Source organism: Mesorhizobium loti (assembly GCA_014189435.1).
Classification (GTDB): Bacteria; Pseudomonadota; Alphaproteobacteria; order Rhizobiales; family Rhizobiaceae; genus Mesorhizobium; species Mesorhizobium loti_G.
The window spans coordinates 2,690,050-2,712,922 of sequence record CP050293.1; the positions used below are offsets into that span (position 1 = coordinate 2,690,050).

At 62.8% G+C, this 22,873-nt stretch carries 17 protein-coding genes, 1 tRNA gene and 1 pseudogene; 11 read left to right on the forward strand and 8 right to left on the reverse strand.

What is annotated here, in order from left to right:
• Positions 1–109: 109 nt before the first annotated feature.
• Positions 110–1,027: a LysR family transcriptional regulator gene (locus HB777_13050; protein ID QND64717.1), complete on the forward strand. Its 918-nt coding sequence runs from the start codon at positions 110–112 to the stop codon at positions 1,025–1,027.
• Between the two features lie 132 nt (positions 1,028–1,159).
• Here the strand turns inward: HB777_13050 and HB777_13055 are convergent, their stop codons facing one another.
• The 3 genes from HB777_13055 to rocF form a co-directional block, all read right to left on the reverse strand.
• On the reverse strand, positions 1,160–1,630 hold the full coding sequence (locus HB777_13055; protein ID QND64718.1) for a MucR family transcriptional regulator: 471 nt from the start codon (positions 1,628–1,630) through the stop codon (positions 1,160–1,162).
• Between the two features lie 229 nt (positions 1,631–1,859).
• Complete coding sequence (locus tag HB777_13060) at positions 1,860–2,915, reverse strand: ornithine cyclodeaminase (GenBank protein ID QND64719.1); 1,056 nt, start codon at positions 2,913–2,915, stop codon at positions 1,860–1,862.
• Between the two features lie 2 nt (positions 2,916–2,917).
• Complete coding sequence (gene rocF, locus HB777_13065) at positions 2,918–3,850, reverse strand: arginase (GenBank protein ID QND64720.1); 933 nt, start codon at positions 3,848–3,850, stop codon at positions 2,918–2,920.
• Positions 3,851–4,098: 248 nt separating this feature from the next.
• Here rocF and HB777_13070 point away from each other — a divergent pair.
• The 4 genes and pseudogenes from HB777_13070 (at position 4,099) to HB777_13085 (ending at position 13,429) form a co-directional block, all read left to right on the forward strand.
• Positions 4,099–4,338: pseudogene (locus tag HB777_13070) on the forward strand (Lrp/AsnC family transcriptional regulator).
• Between the two features lie 27 nt (positions 4,339–4,365).
• Positions 4,366–4,484 (forward strand) — tRNA-Ser (locus tag HB777_13075).
• Positions 4,485–4,822: 338 nt separating this feature from the next.
• The gene (locus tag HB777_13080) at positions 4,823–6,496 is read left to right on the forward strand and encodes a hypothetical protein (protein QND64721.1); all 1,674 of its coding nucleotides are present in this window, start codon (positions 4,823–4,825) and stop codon (positions 6,494–6,496) included.
• Positions 6,497–6,808: 312 nt separating this feature from the next.
• Positions 6,809–13,429 carry an autotransporter domain-containing protein gene (locus HB777_13085; protein QND64722.1) on the forward strand — a complete coding sequence of 2,207 codons (6,621 nt, stop codon included), beginning with the start codon at positions 6,809–6,811 and terminating at the stop codon, positions 13,427–13,429.
• 422 nt (positions 13,430–13,851) lie between these two features.
• Here the strand turns inward: HB777_13085 and HB777_13090 are convergent, their stop codons facing one another.
• Complete coding sequence (locus HB777_13090) at positions 13,852–14,913, reverse strand: site-specific integrase (protein ID QND64723.1); 1,062 nt, start codon at positions 14,911–14,913, stop codon at positions 13,852–13,854.
• Positions 14,914–15,028: 115 nt separating this feature from the next.
• Between HB777_13090 and dusA the strand changes: the two genes are divergently transcribed.
• Positions 15,029–16,027: a tRNA dihydrouridine(20/20a) synthase DusA gene (gene dusA / locus HB777_13095; protein QND64724.1), complete on the forward strand. Its 999-nt coding sequence runs from the start codon at positions 15,029–15,031 to the stop codon at positions 16,025–16,027.
• A gap of 10 nt (positions 16,028–16,037) precedes the next feature.
• Here the strand turns inward: dusA and HB777_13100 are convergent, their stop codons facing one another.
• Together HB777_13100 and HB777_13105 are read right to left on the reverse strand one after the other, a co-directional pair.
• Positions 16,038–16,742, reverse strand: coding sequence for a TIGR02281 family clan AA aspartic protease (locus HB777_13100; protein QND64725.1), 705 nt, complete (start codon positions 16,740–16,742; stop codon positions 16,038–16,040).
• 13 nt (positions 16,743–16,755) lie between these two features.
• Complete coding sequence (locus HB777_13105; GenBank protein QND64726.1) at positions 16,756–16,989, reverse strand: DUF1289 domain-containing protein; 234 nt, start codon at positions 16,987–16,989, stop codon at positions 16,756–16,758.
• Between the two features lie 197 nt (positions 16,990–17,186).
• On the opposite strand from HB777_13105, the gene HB777_13110 reads away from it, so the two are divergent.
• A complete protein-coding gene (locus HB777_13110; GenBank protein QND68769.1) occupies positions 17,187–18,185 on the forward strand; it encodes a nicotinate-nucleotide--dimethylbenzimidazole phosphoribosyltransferase in 999 nt (332 codons plus the stop codon).
• 12 nt (positions 18,186–18,197) lie between these two features.
• Here HB777_13110 and HB777_13115 read toward each other — a convergent pair whose 3' ends face one another.
• Both HB777_13115 and HB777_13120 read right to left on the reverse strand, forming a co-directional pair.
• A complete protein-coding gene (locus HB777_13115; GenBank protein QND64727.1) occupies positions 18,198–18,728 on the reverse strand; it encodes a GNAT family N-acetyltransferase in 531 nt (176 codons plus the stop codon).
• Positions 18,729–18,778: 50 nt separating this feature from the next.
• Positions 18,779–20,299 (reverse strand): HAMP domain-containing histidine kinase, encoded by a 1,521-nt coding sequence (locus HB777_13120; protein ID QND64728.1) that lies wholly within the window; start codon positions 20,297–20,299, stop codon positions 18,779–18,781.
• Positions 20,300–20,374: 75 nt separating this feature from the next.
• Between HB777_13120 and HB777_13125 the strand changes: the two genes are divergently transcribed.
• From HB777_13125 to HB777_13140, 4 genes are all read left to right on the forward strand, one after another.
• The gene (locus tag HB777_13125; GenBank protein ID QND64729.1) at positions 20,375–20,995 is read left to right on the forward strand and encodes a thermonuclease family protein; all 621 of its coding nucleotides are present in this window, start codon (positions 20,375–20,377) and stop codon (positions 20,993–20,995) included.
• Between the two features lie 43 nt (positions 20,996–21,038).
• Complete coding sequence (locus HB777_13130; protein ID QND64730.1) at positions 21,039–21,650, forward strand: glutathione S-transferase; 612 nt, start codon at positions 21,039–21,041, stop codon at positions 21,648–21,650.
• Entirely contained in the window at positions 21,590–22,270 is a 681-nt protein-coding gene (locus HB777_13135) for a uracil-DNA glycosylase family protein (GenBank protein QND64731.1), read from the forward strand. Before HB777_13130 ends, HB777_13135 begins: the two co-directional genes overlap by 61 nt.
• A gap of 109 nt (positions 22,271–22,379) precedes the next feature.
• On the forward strand, positions 22,380–22,871 hold the full coding sequence (locus tag HB777_13140; protein ID QND64732.1) for an Lrp/AsnC family transcriptional regulator: 492 nt from the start codon (positions 22,380–22,382) through the stop codon (positions 22,869–22,871).
• Positions 22,872–22,873: the final 2 nt, after the last annotated feature.

The following is a 22,873-nucleotide window of genomic DNA, read 5'->3' on the forward strand; positions in this document are numbered from 1 at the left end:
TTTATTATTTTATCTATAACGCACCGTTATATACTGAGGCGGCTCGTTGCTCCCCAGGTTGGCGTTATCTGCTTCCCGGGTGGCGTTATCAGGGAAAGGAGCGCAGGGAATGGAGTTGCTGCAGAGCGACCTGAAGCTCCGTCAGCTGAAGGTCTTCCGGGAAGTGTTGCGGACCGGTTCGACAAGGCGAGCAGCGGCAGCGCTCGGGATAAGCCAGCCGGCCGTCAGTCAACATGTGAAGCAACTCGAGACCACGCTCGGCATCACACTCTTCAAGAGATCGGCTAACCGCATCGTCCCCTTGCAGGAAGCCTGGGAACTCCTGCGAAACGTGGAACTTGCCCTGACGTCCCTGGATCGGCTGGAAGCGTCGATCTTCGCGATGAAGAATGACGAAAAGCAGAGGATCGCGATTGCCGCGCCTTCTGTTTTCGGTTTCGTGACCTTGCCCAAGGTTGTGGCGATCATCCACTCAAAGACCGCTTCGAATGTCCGGTCGATTTCTGGAAGCTACGAGCAGATCGGCGAGCACATCCTGGCTGGGCGTGCGGATATCGGAATCTCGAGATTGCCCCTAGATCCACGCCTGTTCGAATGGGCACCGCTTGGGTCGGCACGAAACGTATGCATCTTTTATCCCGACCATCGCTTCTCAAAACAGACCTGTATCGAGGCTCACGACCTGGCGGGGGAAACGATCGTCGATATCGATCCCCAGTTCGCCGCCCACCAGATGAACTTCAATGCGTTGCGCTTCGCCGGCGTTGAGCCAGACATACTGGTGGAATTCGATTGCAACGGTCACGAAGCCGGATACGTCTCCGCGGGCCTGGGCATTTCGATCACCAATGAGATCATCGCGCGTGAATACGCTGCGTTTCACCTGGGAATAAAGCCGGTGGAACCATCCGCGCTCTATCACTACGTTGCGATTTGGCAGAAGGGCAGGACCTTTTCCAACGCACTGAATGTGTCGCTCGAGGCGATCATCGCCGCGTTTTCCCAGATGCCGTCTGCGAGAGGGTGACAATCCGTTGAGGGATGGTGTCCTCGACAGCGGCTGCCTTTGAATGAGGGGTAAGGGTTCATTCTATCAGAAAACGATCAGCCCGCGCCCCTGCAACAGAACGCGGGCCTTTTGAGCAAAATAGCCCCGATGTTAGCTCGTCTTGATGCCGATCTTGCGGCGCTTCGCTGGCGCCGCTTCAGGCTCAGGCGCTACGGCCTTCCGTCCCAGGCCGATCGCCTTCGCCATCGCCGATCGCACCGCAGCGTAGTTCGGCGCAACCATCGGATAATCAGAGGGCAGGCCCCATTTCGCGCGGTACGCATCTGGCGACAGATCGTAGTGGGTGCCTAAGTGCCGTTTGAGCGATTTGAACTTCTTGCCGTCTTCCAGGCAGATGATGAAATCGGGCGTCACCGATTTCCTGATCGGGACAGCGGGTGTCGGCTTCTCTTCCGCTTTGGGTGCGGGTGCTCCCCACAGCTTGCTGATCGCTTCATGAGTATCTGCAATTATACGAGCGAGTTCCGCAACTGGAACCGGGTTATTGCTGACATAGGCGGAAACGATGTCGGCGGTCATCTCCAACAATTCCGCGTCGGAGTTGATAAGATCTTCAGGCATTTGGTCAAACTTTCATCTGCTCATTATTTACCGTAGCCCCGATCTACGTCAGCAGCCTCGCTACAGCAAAGCGCACCGGGTGCACAAGACAAGAAGTTACGATGAGGAACGCGGCCGGCGCATGGGTCACGAAACTCCGCATGAACCAGTTCGGGCGCGGCACCGCCCAGCAATGAAGATGCAAGCGCGATTGGGCAGGAGGGCGGATACAGTTTTTGAGCGAGCCTTGTTATGCCGCCGGCTGCATGGCCGCCCTCAGCAGCATGCCGAACAGGTCGCGTGGCTCGTCAGGATCGGCCAGCAGATCGAGCTCCTCGTAGAGGCCGGTCGCCTGCAGTTGGTCGCGCACATAGCGCAGCGCCGAAAAATCCTCGATCGCGAAGCCGACTGAATCGAACAGCGTGATTTGCTTGGCGTCTCGGCGGCCTTGCGCCTTGGCGGCGATCACTTCCCAGAGCTCGGTCACCGGATGGTAGGGATCCAGCTGCTGGATCTCGCCTTCGATGCGGGTCTGCGGCGGGAACTCGACGAAAATGTCGGAGCGCAGCAGGATGTCCCTGTGGAGTTCCGTCTTGCCGGGGCAATCGCCGCCGACGGCGTTGATGTGAACGCCGGAGCCGACCATGTTGTCGGTCAGAATTGTGGCGCACTGCTTGTCGGCGGTAACGGTCGTGATGATCCCGGCACCTTCAACCGCTTCCTGCCCGGTCTCGCAGATGGTGATGTCGAACCCCATGCCAGCCAGGTTCTTCGCGCATTTCAGCGAGGCTGACCGGTCGATGTCGTAGAGCCTGAGCCGATCGATACCCGTCAGCGCCTTGAAGGCGATGGCCTGGAACTCCGACTGGGCGCCATTGCCGATGATGGCCATGGTGCGCGTGCCGCCCGGCGCCAGATACTTGGCCGCGACAGCGGAGGTGGCGGCGGTGCGAAGTGCCGTCAGGATGGTCATTTCCGTGAGCAGCATCGGGTAGCCGCTGCCAACATCGGCGAGCACGCCGAAGGCGGTGACCGTCTGCAAACCCTGGCGCATGTTCTTGGGATGGCCGTTGACATATTTGAAGCCATAGAGGCGCCCGTCGCTCGTCGGCATCAGTTCGATGACGCCATCATGGCTGTGCGAGGCGATGCGTGGCGTCTTGTCGAACAGTTCCCAGCGGCGGAAGTCTTCCTCGATGTAGCCGGCGAGCTCGGTCAGGAAGCGCTCGACACCGATGGCGATCACCAGTTTCATCATGCGGTCGACGCTGACGAAAGGGACGATATTCAGCTTTGCCGTGGTCATGATCAAAAGCTCCCGGAATGGCTGCGGGTCGGACGGTCCATGATGCGGCGGCCCATCAGGCTGGCCGTCAGGTCGACCATCAGCGTCGCGGTGCGGCCACGCTCGTCCAGAAAGGGATTCAACTCGACCAGGTCCAGGCTGGAGACGAGGCCGCTGTCGGACAGCATCTCCATCACCAGATGCGCCTCGCGGAACGTCGCACCGCCTGGAACCGTGGTGCCGACGGCCGGCGCAATCGAGGGGTCGAGGAAATCGACGTCGAGACTGACATGCAGCAGCCCGTCTTCATCAGACACGCGCGCCAGGAAGGCGCGCAGCAGCGGTGCGATGCCATGCTCGTCGATGGCGCGCATATCATGCACAGTCACTCCCGCCTGGTTGAGGGCGCTGCGCTCAGCCGGGTCGACACTGCGCAGGCCCATGGTGCAGATACGCGTGGGATCGACCACCGCCGGTAGATCCGGAAAATAGCCGCTGAAACCCGGCTGGCCGCTGGCATAAGCGAGCGGAACACCGTGCAGATTGCCGCTGGCGGTGGTGTCGAGCGTGTGGAAATCCGGATGCGCGTCGAGCCACAGCACGAACAGCGGGCGACCGGCCTCTGCGGCGCGGCGGGCAAGGCCCGACACGGTCCCGGCCGAGATCGAATGGTCGCCGCCGAGGAGGATCGGCATGGCGTCCTCGCTTGCCGCGTAGGCGGCCTCGGCAATGGCCGATGTCCAGGCCGATATCTCGGGCAAGGCCTTCAGCGCCAAATTGCCATGCACGACGCGCCTTGCCGGCATTGGCTGGACGGCGCCCATGTCCTCGACGGTGTGGCCGAGGCCGGACAACATCTCGGCAAGCCCTGCGGTCCGCAGCGCACTCGGCCCCATTTCGCATCCCATTCTGCCAGCGCCGTCCTGCACCGGTGCCCCAACGATTCTGCAACGCATTTTTTGTTTTCCCGGCGCCCAAGTTCGAATGCCCGCGAGGAGACCATGGCGAGCTGGCGATATGAACAGGCAAAATTGGCAATCCGGAAAGTATGACTTATCATAATGGAAGCGAAATTGATCGAAATGGTACCATCATGGATGCTCTGGATGAACGGCTGGTGACCTTGCTGCGCCATGATGCGCGCCGCAGCGTGTCGGATCTCGCCGCCGATCTCGGCGTCTCGCGCGCCACGGTCAGGGCGCGTATGGAGCGGCTGGAACGGTCGGGCGAGATCATCGGCTACACCGTGGTGCTGCGCGCCGACGCCGTCGATCAGCGCATCCGGGGCATCATGATGGTCGAGATTGAGGGCCACGCTGCCGACCGCGTGGTCCGGGCGCTGGGCGGTCTTCCCGAGGTTTCCACCATCCACACCACCAATGGCCGCTGGGATTTGGTGGTCGAACTCGGGACCGCCTCACTGACCGATTTCGATGCCGTGCTACGGCGCATCCGCCTAATTGCTGGCATAACGGGCAGCGAAACGAGCCTGCTCCTGGCCACGCCGCGCACGACTCGGGCAAGGCTGACATAAGGATATTCGGTCTCCATGACCGCAGGTCGTAGGTTCGAGCCCTGCTGCCCGTGCCATTCCTTCAATGGAATCAGTCACTTAAAATAGCCTTGCTTGGCTAGGACGCCGAAACTGCGCTTACACATCTCTTGCGCAAACTTGCACGTCCGCAGGGAAGCACGCGATTCTCGAAGGGAAGGTTCACGTCTATCGGCGCAACGGCAGCCCGATTTGGCAGTGCTCGACATTAGTGTTGCGGCGTTGCCACAGTTGTCGCGCTTTTGAGCTCAAGCCAGATGATTTGACCTGCATGCCCTGGTTCGGGTTGACCGATCCAAAGATCTCGCCGGCCTTTGATCCTTATCGATTGGCGCGCGTCGTGGGGCATGGCATCATGGCATGACGGCGTAACATATTGCCGGTCTTCGTCGACCGTGGCGCGCGTCGCCTCCGCGGGGGCGCCATGGGGTTGGGAATGGGAAAAACACAAAATCTGCATTTCGGAGATTTGATCCTCGACGAAACGTGTCTTTTCGCGATCCGCGACGGGCAGACGGTTCAGTTCACCCGAAACGAGCGCGCGCTGCTGCTCGCCTTCTCGCGTAACCCGCAACGCCTCATGCGCCGCACTCGTCTGCTCGACGAAATCACTTCGCTGGAATCCGATCGATCGGACCGCAACATCGATTTTCTGGTCAACCGGCTGCGGCTAAAGCTAAACGATAATGCCAAATCGCCAAAATATATCGCCACGCAATATGGCGAGGGTTATGTCTGGATAGCATCGCCATCTCCGGCGGCACCGGCTGCACCATCTGCGACGGAGCCGGTCGATGGATTCCTGGTTATCGGGCCGGCTTACGGATTGCAGGGACATCCCTTCGCCCAGCAAGCGTCTTCCCTGGTCGAGCAGCTTCGCGACCTGATCGCCGCCAGCATTGGCGCTCGCAAGGTCGTGGTTGTGGCCGAAAATTGGTACCCCGCCGCCACCGACAAGCTGCACTATTTCCTGCAGGTGAACTTTCACGCCGACAACGGCCGCATCAATTGCGCGGTCACCTTGCGGGACATGCCATCGAAGCGCATCGTGAAGGCGTTCAGCCTGCGTCTCGACAGCGCCCCCGCAACATCGTTCGCAAACGATGCGGCCCGGATTTCAAACGCAGTCACCGATGTCCTTCGGCAGGCACTTGCCGACGCCTCGACCGGCCTCGGTACACCCGTGGACGCATCACCCGAAATACGCCTGCAGAAAGCCTCCGGCCTGCTATCGACGTCAAATCCGATGTGGCTGGCACGAGGCGAGCAATTGAGCAGGGATCGCGAGCACAATCCCTCCGACGCTGATACCGCGCTGCAATGGTGCATGCATCTGTTCGCGCGCCTTGTGCTGACCGGGCAGTTCGGCGGAATGAGTCTCGACGAGCGTGACCTGATCGAAAGCGAGATCGAAGCCACCGTATTGGAGTGCCTTCCCACCATCGAGGAAAACCCGCTGCTGATGTTGGCGGCGGCCAAGCTGTTGTACTTCATCAGCCGGGGTCATCTCGATCTGGCGGAGGATCTTGCCGAGCGCGGCTTCGCGCGGACCGCGGAGTTTGCCGCGGCCTTGCCCATCATAGGCCAATTACGCTATGCGCGCGGCCGTTTTGACGAAGCCGTCAGCTTCTTTGACCGCGGCATCGGGATGGCCGAACTAGGCCTCGCATTTCATCTGCACATGAGGGTGCTGAAGTGTATCGCCCTGCTTGCCGCCGGCGACCGCGCCGCGCTGGACGCTGCCGCCGCTGAAATAACCGATATGGGTCCGCTTTGCCCACCCGAGATCGCCTTGATGATCGGCTGGATGATGGCGGCGGCGGATCAGAAATTGCCGGCGTCGGCGGCGGATGCGCTTGCCGCGATTGGTCCTGTCGGCGCCGGCAGCGCGATCGAGTATCTCTACTTCACGTCGGCGCGTCACCTTATCTCGGAGCAAGCACGCGCCAACGTCATGGGCGGCATGATCGCGCACGTGTCAGATCTGCACGGCGAGCAGGTGATTCCCGCATTTGTCCTTGCCAGTATCGGCCTTTCCGCTGAAGCCTGAACGAAGATCGCCTGCATTGGCGGTGCGCGGACGCATAAAAACAAGGCAACATGCCCACTAGAACGGCGTGAGCATGCCAGTCTCCGGTTGACCTGGCTCACCACCAGCCCCGGCAGGGGTGTTTTCTTGCGATCTTCAAATACTGTCCAAACAATTGGCTGCTAGAGCAATTCGAGGAAAAAACGCTTTTTTCCGTCGGGAATTGCGCCAGACAAAGAGACAGAGCGGTTCAGCGTTTCCATGAAACGGTGAGCCGCTCTGGGCGACGCCACCACCGGCTCGATTTTTCGGTCAACGTGCAGGTGGCGGGATATGTTCGATCGTTCAGTCCAGATGAAAAGCCCGGCCTCGGCTCTTCGCGAGCGCCGTCGTGACGCCGCGATGGCGCTGGGCGCCGTGGCAGCGCTGTGCGTCGCGACACCCCCGGCGGCGGCGGCGGATGCGATCTGGCGCACCAATCCCAGTACGGGCTTTTACTTCTACGGCGGCAACTGGGATTCAGGCAACGTGCCGGACGGCACCGCCACCTTCGGCGCGTCCAGCCACACCGACCTGCAGGTGGACGACCGGTTCGACGACAACACCGCCGTTGGGGGCTGGACATTCGTCGCCGGGGCGCCGACTTACTATTTCACCATCTATGGCGCAATGAGTTTCACCGGCGCCGGTGTCGTGACGAACGGCGCCACCGTCCACATCACTGACAAAGCCGGCGCCAGCCTGAGTTTCTTCAATACCAGCACGGCCGGCAGCGCCATCATCACCAACTATCTCGCCAACGTCAATTTCCTGGACAACAGCACGGCCGGCAATGCTACCATCATCAATACCAATGTCGGCGGCGAAATCCATTTCTACTACAACAGCACGGCGGGCACCGCCACTATCACCAACGATTACCAGCTCACTTTCTCCACCACCAGCACGGCCGGCAGCGCCACCATCACCAATAATTATCAAACCCTATTTGCCAACAACAGCACGGCCGGCAGCGCTACCATCACCAATAACGGCTCCATTGAGTTCCAAAACAACACCACGGCCGGCGCCGCCAGCATCACCAATTTCGGAGGGCTGCAATTTACCGATTCCAGCACCGCCGCCAGCGCCACCATCACCAACAACGGCGGGGTCGCATTCGTCCTCGGCGGCACCGCCGACACCGCCACCATCACCAACAACGCCACCCTGGACTTCAAGAACTACAGCACGGCCGCCAGCGCCGCCATCACCAACAACGTTAGCGGCACGATAACTTTCATCCAGACCGCCACGGCGGGCGCCGCCACCATCATCAACGACGGCACGCTGAATTTCAGCGAAAACAGCACCGCCGGCAGCGCCACCATAACCAACAACGCCGGCGGCGTCGTGAATTTCGCCGCTGCCGGCAGGGCCGGCAGCGCCACCATCACCACCAACAACGGCGGCCAGGCCTTTATAGCTGTCCACGGCAGCGGCGGAACCGCGCGTTTCATCCTGAACGGCACCGGCTCTCTCGACATTTCGGGGCTCACGAACGGCGGCACCACGGTCGGCTCGATCGAGGGTGACGGCACGGTCAAGCTCGGCGCGCAGAACCTGGCGGTTGGAGGCAGCAATCTCTCGTCCATCTTTTCCGGCGTGATCCAGGATGGCGGTGCCGTTGCCGGTACCTTAGGCTCGCTGACCAAGACCGGCACCGGCACCCTGACGCTGTCCGGCATCAACACCTACACGGGCGGCACGTCGCTCAATAGCGGCATCCTGTCGATTTCATCGGATACCAACCTCGGCAATACCTCTGGCGGGCTGACCTTCAACGGCGGCACGTTGCGGTTGACGGCCAACGTCAATCTGGCGAGCACCCGCCCCATTACCCTCAATGCCGGTGGCGGCACCTTCGACATGGGCGGCGCTACCACAATCTTCAGCAACAGCTTCGGCGGCAGCGGCCCAGTCACCTTCACCAATGGCTTTGCGGTTTTGTCGGCGGTGAACACCTACAGCGGCACCACCACGGTGATGGACACCGGCACCCTCGGGGCGAATGTCGCGGGCGCGCTGTCGCCGAACTCCGATGTCGCTCTCACCGGTCTGCTGCGGCTGAACGGATTTGACAACACGATCAAGTCGCTTTCCGGCAACGGGCTTGTTGTCAATGGGGCCGTTGGCGACGCGGCGACGCTAACCGTCGCGCCCTCCTCGGGCAGCACTACTTTTTCAGGGACCCTCATCGATTCATTGGGCGCGCTGTCGCTGGCCAAGACCAGCGCCGGCACACAGGTTCTCTCGGGAGCCAATAGCTACAGCGGCGCGACCACGATCTCGGCCGGCGTGCTCAACATCCAGAGCGCCGCTGCGCTCGGCTCCGCGGCTTCCGGCACCACCGTGGCCAGCGGCGCGGCGCTGGAGTTGCAGGGCGGCATCACGGTCGCCTCGGAGGCTCTGATGCTGAACGGGACCGGCGTCGCCAATGGCGGCGCGCTGCGCAACGTATCCGGGGCCAATGCCTATGGCGGCCCGATCACGCTGGGCTCGGCCGCCCGCATCAACGCCGATGCGGGCATCCTGACCATCACAGGGGGAATCGGGGGAACCGGCCGGAACCTCAGTATCGGTCCCCAGACCGGTGCGTCCATTGTCGTGTCCGGCGGGATTGCGACCGGCGCAGGAACGCTGACGAAAGACGGCGGCGGATCGCTGTCGCTCATCGGAGCCAACAGCTATACCGGCGTCACGACGGTGAACGCCGGTAATCTGCAACTGGCTAATAGCGCGGCGATCGCCGATACGGGCGCCGTCGTCGTCAACGCGCCGGGAACCCTTTCCGTCGCCAACTCCGAGACGATCGGCTCACTTGCCGGCAGCGGCAATATCACGATCGGGATCGGGGTGGGCGCGACGACGTTGACCACGGGCGGCGACAGCACGTCCACGCTTTATTCCGGCGCCATCAGCGAGAACCTCGGCCCCGGCAGTCTGGTGAAGATCGGTGCAGGCACATTTACGCTGGCGGGCGCCAATACCTACAGCGGCGGCACAACCTTCGCGGGCGGCATTCTCAATGCAGGCAGCGCCGGTGCGCTCGGCACCTCGGGCACACTCAGCTTCACCGGCGGCACACTGCAATACAGCGCTGCCAACCAGACCGACTACTCCGGCCGCTTCTCGACCGCTGCTGGCCAAGCCTACAGCATCGACACCAATGGGCAGACCGTCACTTATGCCAGCGCACTCAGCTCGGCGGGCGGCAGTCTGACCAAGCTCGGTACGGGAACGCTGACACTCGCGGCAGCCAACACCTATACGGGCGGCACGACGGTCAGCGGCGGCACGCTGCGGGCTGGGGTGGCGGGGGCTTTTGTCGCCAACACCGCCTACACGGTCAATGGCGGCACACTCGATTTCAACGGGTTTGCCTTGTCGATGTCGTCGCTGTCGGGCAGCGGCGGCGCTGTCAGCCTTGGGGCGGCGGCCCTGACTGTCAACCAGGCGGTGAACAGCAGTTTCGCCGGCCAGCTTACCGGCAGCGGTCCGCTGACGAAGAGCGGCGCAGGCACGCTGACGCTGAACGGCGCCAACACCTATACGGGTGTGACCACGGTATCGGCCGGCAAGCTGATCGTCGGCGACGATACGCATCCGGGCGCCAGCCTGGCCGGCACCGTGAGCGTCGCCAGCGGAGGGACGCTGGGCGGCCATGGCTCGGTCGGCGCGACGACGGTCGCTGGCGGCGGCACGCTCTCGCCCGGCGCCTCGATCGGCACGCTGACGGTGAACGGCGACATGACCCTGCAGCAGGGTAGCCATCTCGCCTACGAGGCGGCGGCGCCCGGCGCCGATTTTGCGACCGCCGGCCTTGCCGACAGCGTTTCGGTCAATGGCAATGTGACGCTGAACGGCGCGGTGCTCGACGTTACCGATGCCGGTGGCTTCGGCCCCGGCCTCTACCGCGTCATCGACTACACGGGTACGCTGAGCGAGAGCAATGGCGGGCTGTTGCTGGGTACGGCACCGACCGGCTCGACGCTGTTGATCCTGACGCTCACGGGCGACAAGCAGATCAACCTTCTCAACACCGGCGGCCTGACGCTGAACGTCTGGAATGCGAACGGTCAGGCCGACGCCACCCACCTGGGCGGCGGCAGCGGCACATGGTCGAACGCGTCACCGGTGTGGACCGATGCGGTGGGCACGATAACGGCACCGATGCAGCCGCAGCCGGGCTTCGCCATTTTTGGCGGCGAGGCAGGCACCGTTACGGTGGACGGCAGCGCCGGCGCCGTGCGGACCACGGGCATGCAATTCGCTTCCGACGGCTATGCGCTGACGGGCGACACGCTGACCCTGGTGGCGGATGCGGGCCACCCGGCGCCGGTGGAGGTGCGGGTCGGAGACGGCAGCGCGGCAAGCGTCGGCTATGTGACCACGATCGCCAACGTCGTCGCCGGCACCGACGGCCTGCGCAAGACAGGCGCGGGCACGCTGGTGCTTTCCGGCACCAACACCTATTCCGGCGGCACCAGGATCGAGGCCGGCACGCTGTCGGTGTCGTCGGATGCGAACCTGGGCGCCGGGAATGCTGGGCTGACGCTCGACGGCGGTACCCTCCTGGTGACGGGGACGGCCTTCAACCAGACATCGCGACCGATCACGCTGGGCGCCGGCGGCGGCATTGTCGACATCGCCGATGCCGCAAACACCCTTTTGCTTGGCCAGCCGGTCTCCGGCGCGGGCGGCCTGACCAAGCAAGGCGCTGGCACGCTGACGCTGGCCGGCGCCAATGCCGGCATCACCGGCGCGGTTGAGATCGCCGCCGGCACGCTGGCGCTTTCAGGCAGCGGCTCGCTGGCCTCGGCCCAGAGCGTCACGCTGAATGGCGGCAGCTTCGATTCGTCGGCACTGGCTGCGGACACCAGCATCAACAATTTCTCCGGCACCGGCGGCAATCTGCAACTGGGGTCGAACGCATTGACCCTCAACCAGTCGATCGATACGGCTTTTGCCGGCGACATCAAGGGCACCGGCACGCTGGTCAAGGCGGGCACGGCGACACTGACCTTTACCGGCATCAGCGCCAGCGACTGGTCGATCACCGGCGGCGGCCTTTCGACATCGGCGGCCTCGTTGGGAGGCAATGTGGCGATCGGCGCAAATGGCACGCTGACGTTCGACCAGGGCACAGGCGGCAACTATGCCGGCGCCCTTTCGGGAACGGGCGCGCTGGTCAAGACGAGCACAGGCACGCTCGCCTATGATGGCGACGGCTCCGGCTTCGGCGGTACCACGACGGTGGCCGATGGCACACTCATCGTCGGCTCGGACACTGCGCACTCCGGCGCAGTGCTTGGCGGCAGCCTCGACCTCCTGGATGGTGCCGTCCTCGGCGGCCACGGCACGATCGGCTCCGGTTCCGGAAGCCTGGTGACCGTCGAAAACGGCGGCACGCTGGCGCCGGGCGCATCGGTCGGCACGCTGACGCTCGATGGCAACCTTGTCTTCAACACCGGCGGCCATTTCGAGATCGAGGCCGATCCGGCGAGCACCGCCGGCGACCTCATCAAGGTAACGGGCACAGCCAGCATCGGCGGCGGCGCGGTTGCCCATATCGGCGCCAATGGCGCTTACAAGCCGACATCGATCTACACGATCCTGACGGCCGACGGCGGCGTCGCCGGCCACTTCGACAGCGTGACGTCGGACTTTGCCTTCCTCGACCCGTCCTTGACCTATGACACCAACAACGTGCTGCTCACGCTCAAACGCAACGACATCCACTTCGCGGAGCTGGCGCTGACGGGCAACCAGAAGGCCACCGCCGGCGCGCTCGACTCGCTTGGCACGCTTGACCCTTCGAGCGGCCTCTTTCAGGCCGTGGTTAGCCTGGCCAATGACGGCGCAACGGTCCGCAACGCCTTTGATCAGCTGTCCGGCAATGCCTATCCCTCCTTGAACGGCGCTCTCGTGCAAGACAGCCAGGGGATCGCCGACATCATCACCGCGCGTATCGCTTCTGCCTTCGGCGCGGTTGGAGCCACCGACGCGCCGGTGCTCGCCTATGGCGAAGATGGCCAGGACAATGCCGGTACCGGCGCTATCCATGGCATGCTATCACCGGCAACCACCGAGCGCGTGGCGGCCTGGGGAACGGCCTTCGGCTCATGGAGCGACAATGACGGCAACGGCAATGCCGGGGCCATCTCCTCCGACACCGGCGGCTTCCTCACCGGCATCGACGGGGCACTCGGCGAGAACTGGCGGGCAGGCGCGGTCGCCGGCTACAGCCGCTCGACCTTCCGTGTCGATGAGCGCGCCTCTTCGGGCGACAGCCAGAACTGGCATCTCGGCCTCTATGGCGGCGGACAGTGGGGGGCGTTCGGCCTGCGCGCCGGCGCCGCCTACACCTGGCACAACATCTCGGTCGGCCGCCATGTCTCCTTCGCCGGCTTCGATGAAACTCTGAGCGGCGACTATGACGCCGGTACCGCCCAGGCGTTCGGCGAGGTCGCCTATGACATCAAAGCCGGTCAGCTCGGCCTCGAGCCCTTCGCAGGTCTCTCTTATGTCAGCCTGCACACCGACGGTTTCGATGAAACGGGCGGTGATGCAGCGCTGTCGGCGTCAAGTGCCAACACCGATGTCACCTTCACGACGGTCGGCCTGAGGGCCTCGACCGACTTTGCGCTCGGCGCCACCAATGTGACGGCGCGCGGCACGCTTGCCTGGCGGCATGCCTTCGGCGACGTCACGCCGACCTCGACCGTCGCCTTTGCCGGCTCCGATGCCTTCACCATCGCCGGCGCTCCGATCGCCCGGGATGCGGCACTGATCGAGGCTGGTCTCGACGTTGCGCTGAGCGCCAACACCAGCCTTGGCGTTGCCTATCAGGGGCAGTTCGGATCCGGCAGCCAACAAAACGGCTTCGATGCAAATCTCAGAGTCAAGTTTTGAACGGTGGACGGTGAGCTGACGGGCGATCTTGTCTCGCATCCACAATGGAGATTTCGCGATCTCCAAAACCGCAGACAATACGCTCTGGCTCTATGCTCACAAGGCATAGGAAGAGTACTGCTTAGGACCTGGAGGGCGGTCGTCAGTTTAAACTCAATTTAACTGCACAGTCTCGCAGGCGTTGAGACCGTATCTCTACAGCAGATCGCGGTTCGCAACCGCAGTGTGAATCCGATGCGCGTCTATAGGCGCCAGAGATTGAAGTTTTTATTGGTAGCTCACAGCAGATCGCGCTTGCCGGCTAGGCTGCCCTCGCAACACGGATCGTGTGCAGGGTTTCCAGCTTGAGATGCGTATATTGACGCGTTGTGACCCGTGACTAGAGTGACTTGTTCTATCGTGAAACCTTTGGACACTCACATCTATGCCGCGCGCGCTGCCAACAGCGCGTGGAGAGCCTCGGGCCTCAGATGGGTGTAGCGCTTCAACATTTTCCAGTCCTTGTGCCCAGTTACCAGCGCAACTTGTTCGATCGTGAATCCGGCCTCGAATAGGCGGCTTGTCCCTTCGTGCCGCAAGTCATGAAAATGAAGGTCGTGGATGCTCAGGTCAGCGCATCCTCGACGGAAGGCGGAGCCGACCGACCTATGATTGAACGGGAAAATTCGATCATCGTCATTGCTGCGCTTTGCCCGCTGTTCCTCAACAATGGCCCACGCATCGTATCCAGTGGCCGCGAATAGGGGTATGCGCTGATTGTTGCCGTTCTTGTTCCGAGGGTCCTTCCGGTCACGGATAAGAAGCATCCGCGTGCGAGATTCCAAGTCGGACCAATGCACCTTGCAGATTTCCTCCTGGCGCATCGCGGTTGCGACGGCGAAGCGTATGATCTGGCTAACCGGTGCAATTTGACGAGGGTTTGCATCGAAGTGACCGATGAGCCTGTCGAGCTCGTCCTGCGTCGGCCGTCTGTCGCGCTGATGGCCTTTCCCAACGAGGCCAAGCCTCTTTAGCGCGATACGCGCGAGATCAACCGGTTCGACCTTGACGGGCAGGCCGTGAACCGCGGCAGCATGAGACAGGATAAGTTTCACAAAGCCGATGTCGATACCGAGAGTCATCGGCCCGGCGCCTTGGGCGGCTCTATCACGACCAAATCGAATGAGCCGTTCGCGATCGAGAGCCGCGATGTTGCACTTCCCCAGATGTCTTTGGAGCATATCGAGGGCTGCGGCCTTGGAGCGGCGAGGGGACTTGCCTACATCGCACATGTCGTCGATATGAAGCTCGATGAGTTCGCCGAAGGTTTTCAAGCGCGCTATACGGGACTTTGTCGGCGTCTCACCACGATCGACTTGGCGCTCGGCGTCGGTTGCCCAGCGTCGTGCATCGTCTCGGCGCAGGAAGGTCTCGCTGACGTAGCGACCCTTGCGACGGACTTGGACACGCCAGGAACCGGACGAGAGTTTTGTGTAGGTGGCCATTTTTTCGTGTGCGCTCCGTGTGCACTGAGAGATCGAAATGTGGCGAAAAGGGTCGTATTCTGGCGTAAATTCGTGTGCACTTGGCACGTTCTAACGTTTTGATGTTAAAGAAAAAATGCTGAAAAATCAAGATCATAGACTGGCTATTGCACCCATGATGGATTGGACGGACCGGCATTGCCGGTTCTTCCATCGCCAGTTGACGAGTCGTGCGCTGCTCTACACCGAGATGGTGGTGGCCGATGCTGTCATTCACGGCGCGCGCGAGCGGCTGCTCGGCTTCGATGCGGCGGAACATCCGGTTGCCCTGCAACTCGGCGGCTCGGATCGCGAAAAACTTGCCGAGGCGGCGCGCATCGGCGAGGCCTTTGGCTATGACGAGATCAACCTCAATGTCGGCTGTCCGTCAGACCGCGTCCAGTCGGGAACGTTCGGCGCCTGCCTGATGAAGGTGCCTGACCTCGTCGCCGGCTGCGTCGCGGCGATGAAGGCGGCGGTGACAATTCCCGTCACCGTCAAATGCCGCATCGGCGTCGACGAGCAGGATCCGGAGCCGGCCCTCGATGCGCTGGCGGATGGTGTTTTCGACGCCGGCGCCGACGCGCTGTGGGTGCATGCGCGCAAGGCGTGGCTGGAAGGGCTGAGCCCCAAGGAAAACCGTGACATCCCGCCGCTCGACTATAACAGGGTCTATCGATTGAAAGCCAGAAAACATAACGAATTCATCGGCATCAATGGCGGCATTCAGTCCCTTGAAGAGGCACGGGCGCACCTCGATCATGTCGACGGCGCCATGCTTGGCCGCGCCGCCTACCACACGCCTGGCATTCTGGCCGGCGTCGATGCCGCCTTCTACGGCGCTGAGTCCGAAGTCTTCGATTTCGCCGCATTGATCGACACCATGGCGAACTATGCGGCACGTCATATCGAGCAGGGCGGGCGGCTTGGCCATGTCACGCGCCACATGGTCGGGCTGTTTCATGGCTTGCCCGGCGCGCGCCGCTACCGCCAGATCCTGTCCACCGACGCGACCCGGCCCGGGGCCGGACCGGACGTGCTGAAGACGGCTTTCGCCGCCGTCGAGTTCGGTGGAGCAGCAGCCGAAGCGGCTTGAGCTTCTGGGCTCAATCCCTGAGGATCATGCGGTCGCCGCGCACGTCGAAGCCCGACAATGAACCGATGAAGTTCATGCCGAGCAAGGACTGGCTGAGCATACCGGGTGCGGCGATCATCACCGGCATGTCCCTGCGCATGATGCCGCCGATCGCGATCTGATCGGTTTTCACGGCCGCGGCGCGGGCCATGCCGTTGGCGGTCGAAACCGGGATTGTGTAGTTGAGCGCCGCTGGATTGAATCCGGCGGCTTGTGCGTCTTCGGACGTCAGCACGGTGCTGGTCGCACCGGTATCCACCACGGCTCGGACCGGGTTGCCGTTGACCAGGATGCGTGCTTCGAAGTGGCCGTTGTCCGCCTTGTCGAGCGTCACCGTGGCGTGACCGTCTTCGACGCCAAGGGCCAGCGGGCTGCCGGGAACAAGGCCCGCAGTCACCCGGCTGGCGACATCCTGCAGTTCATAGCGATACTGGTAGCCGGCGACCAGCGCGAGCGCGATGGCCGCCCAGGCGCCGAGGTTGCGCGCCATGGCGCCCAGGGGCCTGCCCGAGCGGAGCAGGCCGGCGCCGATGAGAGCGCCAAAGGCGCCGAGCCAGATCAGCCGGCTGAAATCATAATTCTCGACGCCGAGCGTGCTGCCGGCGGAATCGTTGAGCACGAGCAGGACTGCTCCCACCCCGATCGCGGCCATCAATATCCAGAACAGTCGGTTCATCCGCGTGGTCGCCTCACGAAAGCGCGTCGCGTTCGCGCGCCATGCGGGTGCGGCGCGTTTCCCGGCGCGGCCGGCGCTCGACCGTTTCCAGCCGGGCCGGCAATTGCGCCATGACGGTGCGGCGCGTTTCCGGCGTCATCCCGATCCAGCCGCCGATTTCCTCGCGCGTGCGGCCGCACCCGAAACAGAAGCCGGTTTTCATGTCGATCGAACAGACGAGGATGCACGGGGATTCGATGGCCGTCATGACTTTCTCTTGGGCTTCCAACCGGAATCCCTTGTTCCATCTCCACATGGTGCAACGGCAATGCCAATGCAAGCCCTCGCGATTGCGCCCTTCGCGGCCAGCTTTGCGGCAAATACAGGACCATGATCCAGGAGGTTGTGCCAACCGCGCAAGGCGGCTATGCCGCTCACCAACTCCAGGGAATGATCGCCAACGTGATGACCAGCGCACTGCCTTTCGACGATTTTCGCAACCTGCTGGCCAACCTGCCGCCGGCCGACACGGCAGCCGAAACCCGCGTGCGCACGCTTTTTGCCAAGGCCGACAAACCAGCCAATTCACTTGGCCGCATCGAGGACATCGCCGCGTGGCTGGCCGCCTGGACCGGGCGGGCTCCGCCCGCGGTGACAAGACCACTGATGGCGGTCTTTGCCGGCAATCACGGTGTTGTCAGGCACGGCATCTCGCCACGGGCGGTGGCGGCGACCGCCAATGCGGTCGAGCTTTGCGCCGCCGGCGGTGCGGCGATCAACCAGATCTGCATTGCCAACGATCTCGGGCTGAAGGTTTTCGATCTTGCCCTGCACATCCCGACCGCCGACATCACCGAGGAGGCTGCGCTTGATGAGCGCGGCTGCGCCGCCACCATGGCCTTCGGCATGGAAGCGATCGCGGGCGGTACCGATCTTTTGTGCCTCGGCGATCTCGGCGTCGGCAACTCGACTGTCGCGGCAGCGCTGTTTGCGGCGCTGTTCGGGGGCAGGGGCGCCGACTGGGTCGGCCCGGGGTCGGGCGCCGATGTGACGATGCAGGCACGCAAGGCTGAAGTGGTCGATGCGGCGCTGGCTTTTCACGACGGCCATCTCGGCGACCCGCTCGAGGCGCTGCACCGGGTCGGCGGCCGTGAATTCGCGGCGATTGCCGGCGCCATCCTTGCCGCGCGGATGCAGAAGATTCCGGTGCTGCTCGACGGGCTCGCTGCAACGGCCGCCGCCGCGGTGCTGCATGCCGCCAACCCCGCTGCGCTCGATCATTGCCTGCTCGCCAGCCTGTCGCCGGAGCCCGCTCACGCCCGCGCCGCCGAACGGCTCGGTCTGCGCCCGTTGCTTGATTTGGGCATCGGCCATGGCGAAGGGGCAGGGGCCGCCCTTGCCGCGGGTCTGGTCAAGGCCGCCGCGCTCACCAGCTCAGGCATGGCAGCCGCGGTACGCGGCTAGGGTCTTGGCGCATCAGCGCCGGAAGTTGGGAATGCGGTAGACGACAGCGGCATATCTGGGGTTGGAGCGGCTGCCGATTATTACGCCCCCAAGGCGTTCCGCTATTCTTCTGCTGGCAACGTTCCTTTCGGCAACTGGATATTCGAAGCAGTCCGGCGCGAGTGTCTCGGAGGCCCACTCGGCAACAGCAACAATTGCCTCTCCGCCAATGCCGTTTCCTTGAGCGTCTTCTCTGATCCAGATCCCGAGCTCGGGACACGCGGTCTTCGCCGCATGAAGGCCGACAAGCCCCAGACAGCGATCGTTTGCCAATGCACGCACGACAAAGTGCAAATCCGATCCGTCATGGATTGGCGCCAGCCAGGATCGCCATACCTCGGCAAAAGCCGCCTGTGATTGAGGTGGTTCCCACTGCATGAAACGGGTGATGGCGGGCGTGATGGCGGCAAAGAGGTCTTCGGCATCCTCGGCTGTAAACAGCTTCAGACGAAGGCGCTCCGAGTTGATCTCGATGCCACCAGCATGCCAATCACCTGCTGCCATTGTGGAGTGCCGTCCTTCTTGCTGGCCATCGAACCAGGTCGGCGGGGCGGTTATCGCCGCCGAGCTGCCACCGCGGCGGTCGGCAGCGCGGGCAGTTCCTCCATCACGCGGCTCAGCGGGAAGATGGCGATCGCCTCTGTCCCTTCGCGCAGCTTGGAATGAAGTTCGAACTCGCCGCCATGCATGGCAAGCAGGCCTTGCACGATCGGCAGGCCAAGCCCGGTGCCTTGCTCGGCGCTCTTGATGGCGATCGACCCTTGGCCGAAGGCGGAGAGCACCACCGGGATCTCGTCTTCCGGTATGCCCGGGCCATTGTCCTTGATCGAAATGTATTGCCCGCCGCCTGCCGTCCAGCCGACGCGGACGCGGATTTCGCCGCCGGTGGCGGTGAATTTTATCGCATTCGACAGAAGGTTGAGCGTGATCTGCCGCACCGCCCGCTCGTCGGCGAACAGGCGTGGCAGTTGATGCTCGAAATCCTGGACGACGCGTATATCCTTGTTGCGCGCCCTCAGCTCCATCATGTGACAGCAATCCTCGACGACGCCCAGCAGCATCACCGGCTCTTCATTGAGCTGGTAGCGGCCGGCCTCGATGCGCGACAGGTCGAGAATCTCATTGATCAGGTCGAGCAGATGCTGGCCGGATTCGTGCACGTCGTGGGCGTAGTCGCGATAGGTGGGATTGCTCATCGGTCCCAGCACCTCGTTCGACATCACCTCGGAAAAGCCGAGAATGGCATTGAGCGGTGTGCGCAGCTCGTGGCTCATCGAAGCGAGGAACCGTGATTTCGCCAGATTGGCGTCTTCCGCCCGCCGCCGCGCCTCATCCGACATCGATTTCGCCGTCTCCAGTTCGGCGATCAGCGCATCCTTTTCGGAGCGGAACGACAACACCATCAGGGACGAGCGGTTGAGGTGACGGGCCACATAGGCAAAGAAGGGCAGCGACACGATCAGCAGCCCGGCCATGATCGCCTCAACCGGCATCCATAGCTTGATGCCGGCATAGGCGTAGAGCGCCACGGGAACGGCAAACGTCGCCAACAGCGCCCCGCCCAGAGATGAGGTCATCACCGCGGTCGCCGCCATGGCGAACAGCAGCACCACGGCTTTGACCAGGTGGAACTGGTCGACCTCGCAGGCGCCGCAGCCAAGCCAGACGAACCAGGCCCAGCCGAGACCGCAAAGGAAATGGCAGATCAGGAATTCGCGCCGTGTTTGCAAAGGGTTGAGGTCGGAAGCTTCCGTGCGTTCAATGCGCCGCGCCATGAAGGCGACGACTGTGTAGCAGGTCAGTGTGAACAGCGCCCAGAGCCCGATCTCGTTGCCGATTCCGGCCAGCCGGCCAGCCGCCGCGATCGCCAGGATGAGAAGCGGGATGGCGATAGCGCCGCTTGTCATTGCGCGGGCGTGGAGCTTCAGCAGTTCGCGATCGAAATCGGGATTGCCGGCCTGCTGCGAAAGACGGTCACGCGTCTTGCGCACCGCGCGCGCCACATCGCTGTTGCGATGAGGTTTCCTGCGGTCCACAATGAACTTGTCCGCTGTGTTCGAGCGTTGCAAGGGCATCAAAACTTCAATTTATGCGAGCAGCGGTTTCCAAGTGTTAAGCTACGTTCGAATGATTAACCAACCGTTTGCCATATGAGCCGATCCTGGTCGCCAAGGCCGCGCCGGCGATACGCTGCGCCACCCAGAAGCCTGTGGCGCCGGCTGGTGGATTACGGGCTTACCGCTGTCATTCTCGGGCTATTGATCCTGCTGGCTGCCCGCCTCGACCGGGTTGAGACCCGCAAGACGCAAGGCGTGGCAATCATCAATGACGGCGATTCGATCACGCTTGGCACCGAGCGTATCCGCATGCGCGGCATCGATGCTCCGGAGTATACGCAGACCTGCCGCAGGAATGGCGCCGACTACCCTTGCGGCACGCTTGCGCGTCAGTCGCTTGTGCGCCTGATCGCCGGCAAGCCTGTCTCCTGTACCGGCTGGCAGCGTGACCGCTATGGCCGGCTGCTTGGCGACTGCGCCGCCGGCGGCAAGGATCTCAACCGCGCGCAGGTCGAGGCGGGCTGGGCGGTTGCCTTTGGCGACTTCGAGAGCGAGGAGGCCATCGCCCGCGCGGGAAAGGCCGGCATCTGGGCGGGAACATTCGACCAGCCGCAGGACTGGCGCGACAGCCATCATGGCGAAGTCGTCGAGAGAAAGCACGGCACACTGGCGTCGATCGGCGACGCCGTGCGCGAGATTTTTCGCTACTGGTGATACGCATCTTGGCACTTGATCGAGAACGAATGGGAGGATGGACATGAAGCTCTTCGACGGCGGGCGGGCGCCCAACCCACGGCGGGTCCGCGTTTTCCTCGCCGAGAAAGGCATCACGGTTCCACAGGTAGCCGTCGACATGGGGGCACTGGAGCACAGACAACAGGCGGTCAGCTCGCGCAACCCCTTGCAACGTCTGCCGGTGCTGGAGCTCGACGACGGCACCGTCATTACCGAATCCGTCGCCATCTGCCGCTATTTCGAGGAGCTGCATCCGGAGCCCGCCTTGTTCGGGCATGGCGCACTCGGCAAGGCGCAGGTCGAGATGTGGCAGCGACGGATGGAATTCAATCTGCTCAGTTGTGTCGCGCAGGCCTTCCGCCACATCCATCCGGCCATGAAGGAATGGGAAATCCCGCAGATCCCCGAATGGGGTGAGGCCAACAAGCCGAAGGCCGTGCAGTTCCTCAGGCTGCTCGACGGCGAACTGGGCGGCCGGGAATTCATTGCCGGCGACAGCTATTCGATCGCCGATATCACCGGCCTGATCGCCGTCGACTTCATGAAGCCGGCACGCATCAAGGTGCCGGATGAATGCGCGAATGTGTTGCGCTGGCATCAGGCCGTCTCCAGCCGACCAAGCGCATCAGCCTGAGTATGACTGTCGAACTCGAAAGCTTCACCGCGACGGTCCGCGCTTGCCGCATCTGCGTGGAAAACCCGGTCGGCAAGCCGTTGCCGCACGAACCACGTCCGGTGTTGCGACCCTCGTCCAGCGCCCGCATCCTGATCGCCAGCCAGGCGCCGGGGACCAAGGTGCATCTATCAGGCATGCCGTTCACCGACGCCTCCGGCGACCGCCTGCGCAGCTGGCTTGATGTGACAAGCGATGAATTCTACGACATCGAAAAATTCGCCATCGTGCCGATGGGCTTCTGCTTTCCCGGCCAGGATGCAAAGGGCGGAGACCTGCCGCCGCGACGCGAATGCGCGCCGGCCTGGCGCGGGCCTTTGATGGCCCTGATGCCGCGGATCGACCTGGTGCTGACGATCGGCATCTACGCGCAGTCCTGGCACATGGGTGCGGCGCGCCGGCCCTCGCTGACGGAAACGGTGATGGACTGGCGCGCCATCTGGGAGAATTCCAGCGGCCTGAAAGTGCTGCCGCTGCCGCATCCGTCGTGGCGCAACACCGGCTGGCTGAAGCAGAATCCATGGTTTGAAATGGATTTGCTGCCTTTTCTGCGTTCGGAAATCCGCTATCGCCTCGGCTGACCTTTCAGCAAGAAATCACTCGCTTTTCTGTCAATTGGCAGAATTTCTTTCTTGTGAAAGGCCGAAATAAGGGGGAGTATAGCCAATCTATTCCCCCAGGGAGCAAAAAATGGACCGCCTTGATAGAAAAATCCTCCGCCTTTTGCAGGAGGACGCGACACTCGCGGTCGCCGATGTCGCCAAGAAAGTCGGGCTGTCGACGACGCCTTGCTGGCGGCGCATCCAGAAGCTCGAGGAGGAGGGCGTCATCAAGCGGCGCGTTGCCATTCTCGATCATGAAAAGGTCAATGTGCGCGTCACTGTCTTCGTGTCGATCCGCACAAATTCGCACAGCCATGAATGGCTGCGGCGTTTCTCGGAAGTCATCCAGGAGTTTCCCGAGGTGGTCGAGTTCTACCGCATGAGCGGCGACGTCGATTATCTCCTGCGCGTGGTGGTGCCCGACATCGCCGCCTATGACGCCTTCTACAAGCGGTTGATCGCCAAGATAGAAATCCGTGACGTGTCGTCGTCCTTCGCCATGGAGCAGATCAAGTACACCACCGAAATCCCGCTCGACTACATGGTGCTGGACAAGGAATCGGGTGCCAACGCTGCCTGAGC

What these genes read in the sequence shown, in the direction of transcription:
- HB777_13140 (QND64732.1), top strand. Translation starts at nt 22,380, where the DNA reads ATGGACCGCCTTGATAGAAAAATCCTCCGCCTTTTGCAGGAGGACGCG.
- HB777_13120 (QND64728.1), bottom strand. Translation starts at nt 20,299, where the DNA reads ATGCCCTTGCAACGCTCGAACACAGCGGACAAGTTCATTGTGGACCGC.
- HB777_13135 (QND64731.1), top strand. Translation starts at nt 21,590, where the DNA reads ATGCGCGAATGTGTTGCGCTGGCATCAGGCCGTCTCCAGCCGACCAAG.
- HB777_13130 (QND64730.1), top strand. Translation starts at nt 21,039, where the DNA reads ATGAAGCTCTTCGACGGCGGGCGGGCGCCCAACCCACGGCGGGTCCGC.
- HB777_13125 (QND64729.1), top strand. Translation starts at nt 20,375, where the DNA reads ATGAGCCGATCCTGGTCGCCAAGGCCGCGCCGGCGATACGCTGCGCCA.
- HB777_13050 (QND64717.1), top strand. Translation starts at nt 110, where the DNA reads ATGGAGTTGCTGCAGAGCGACCTGAAGCTCCGTCAGCTGAAGGTCTTC.
- HB777_13105 (QND64726.1), bottom strand. Translation starts at nt 16,989, where the DNA reads ATGACGGCCATCGAATCCCCGTGCATCCTCGTCTGTTCGATCGACATG.
- HB777_13085 (QND64722.1), top strand. Translation starts at nt 6,809, where the DNA reads ATGTTCGATCGTTCAGTCCAGATGAAAAGCCCGGCCTCGGCTCTTCGC.
- HB777_13055 (QND64718.1), bottom strand. Translation starts at nt 1,630, where the DNA reads ATGCCTGAAGATCTTATCAACTCCGACGCGGAATTGTTGGAGATGACC.
- HB777_13060 (QND64719.1), bottom strand. Translation starts at nt 2,915, where the DNA reads ATGACCACGGCAAAGCTGAATATCGTCCCTTTCGTCAGCGTCGACCGC.
- HB777_13090 (QND64723.1), bottom strand. Translation starts at nt 14,913, where the DNA reads ATGGCCACCTACACAAAACTCTCGTCCGGTTCCTGGCGTGTCCAAGTC.
- HB777_13100 (QND64725.1), bottom strand. Translation starts at nt 16,742, where the DNA reads ATGAACCGACTGTTCTGGATATTGATGGCCGCGATCGGGGTGGGAGCA.
- HB777_13115 (QND64727.1), bottom strand. Translation starts at nt 18,728, where the DNA reads ATGGCAGCAGGTGATTGGCATGCTGGTGGCATCGAGATCAACTCGGAG.
- dusA (QND64724.1), top strand. Translation starts at nt 15,029, where the DNA reads ATGCTGAAAAATCAAGATCATAGACTGGCTATTGCACCCATGATGGAT.
- HB777_13110 (QND68769.1), top strand. Translation starts at nt 17,187, where the DNA reads ATGACCAGCGCACTGCCTTTCGACGATTTTCGCAACCTGCTGGCCAAC.
- rocF (QND64720.1), bottom strand. Translation starts at nt 3,850, where the DNA reads ATGCGTTGCAGAATCGTTGGGGCACCGGTGCAGGACGGCGCTGGCAGA.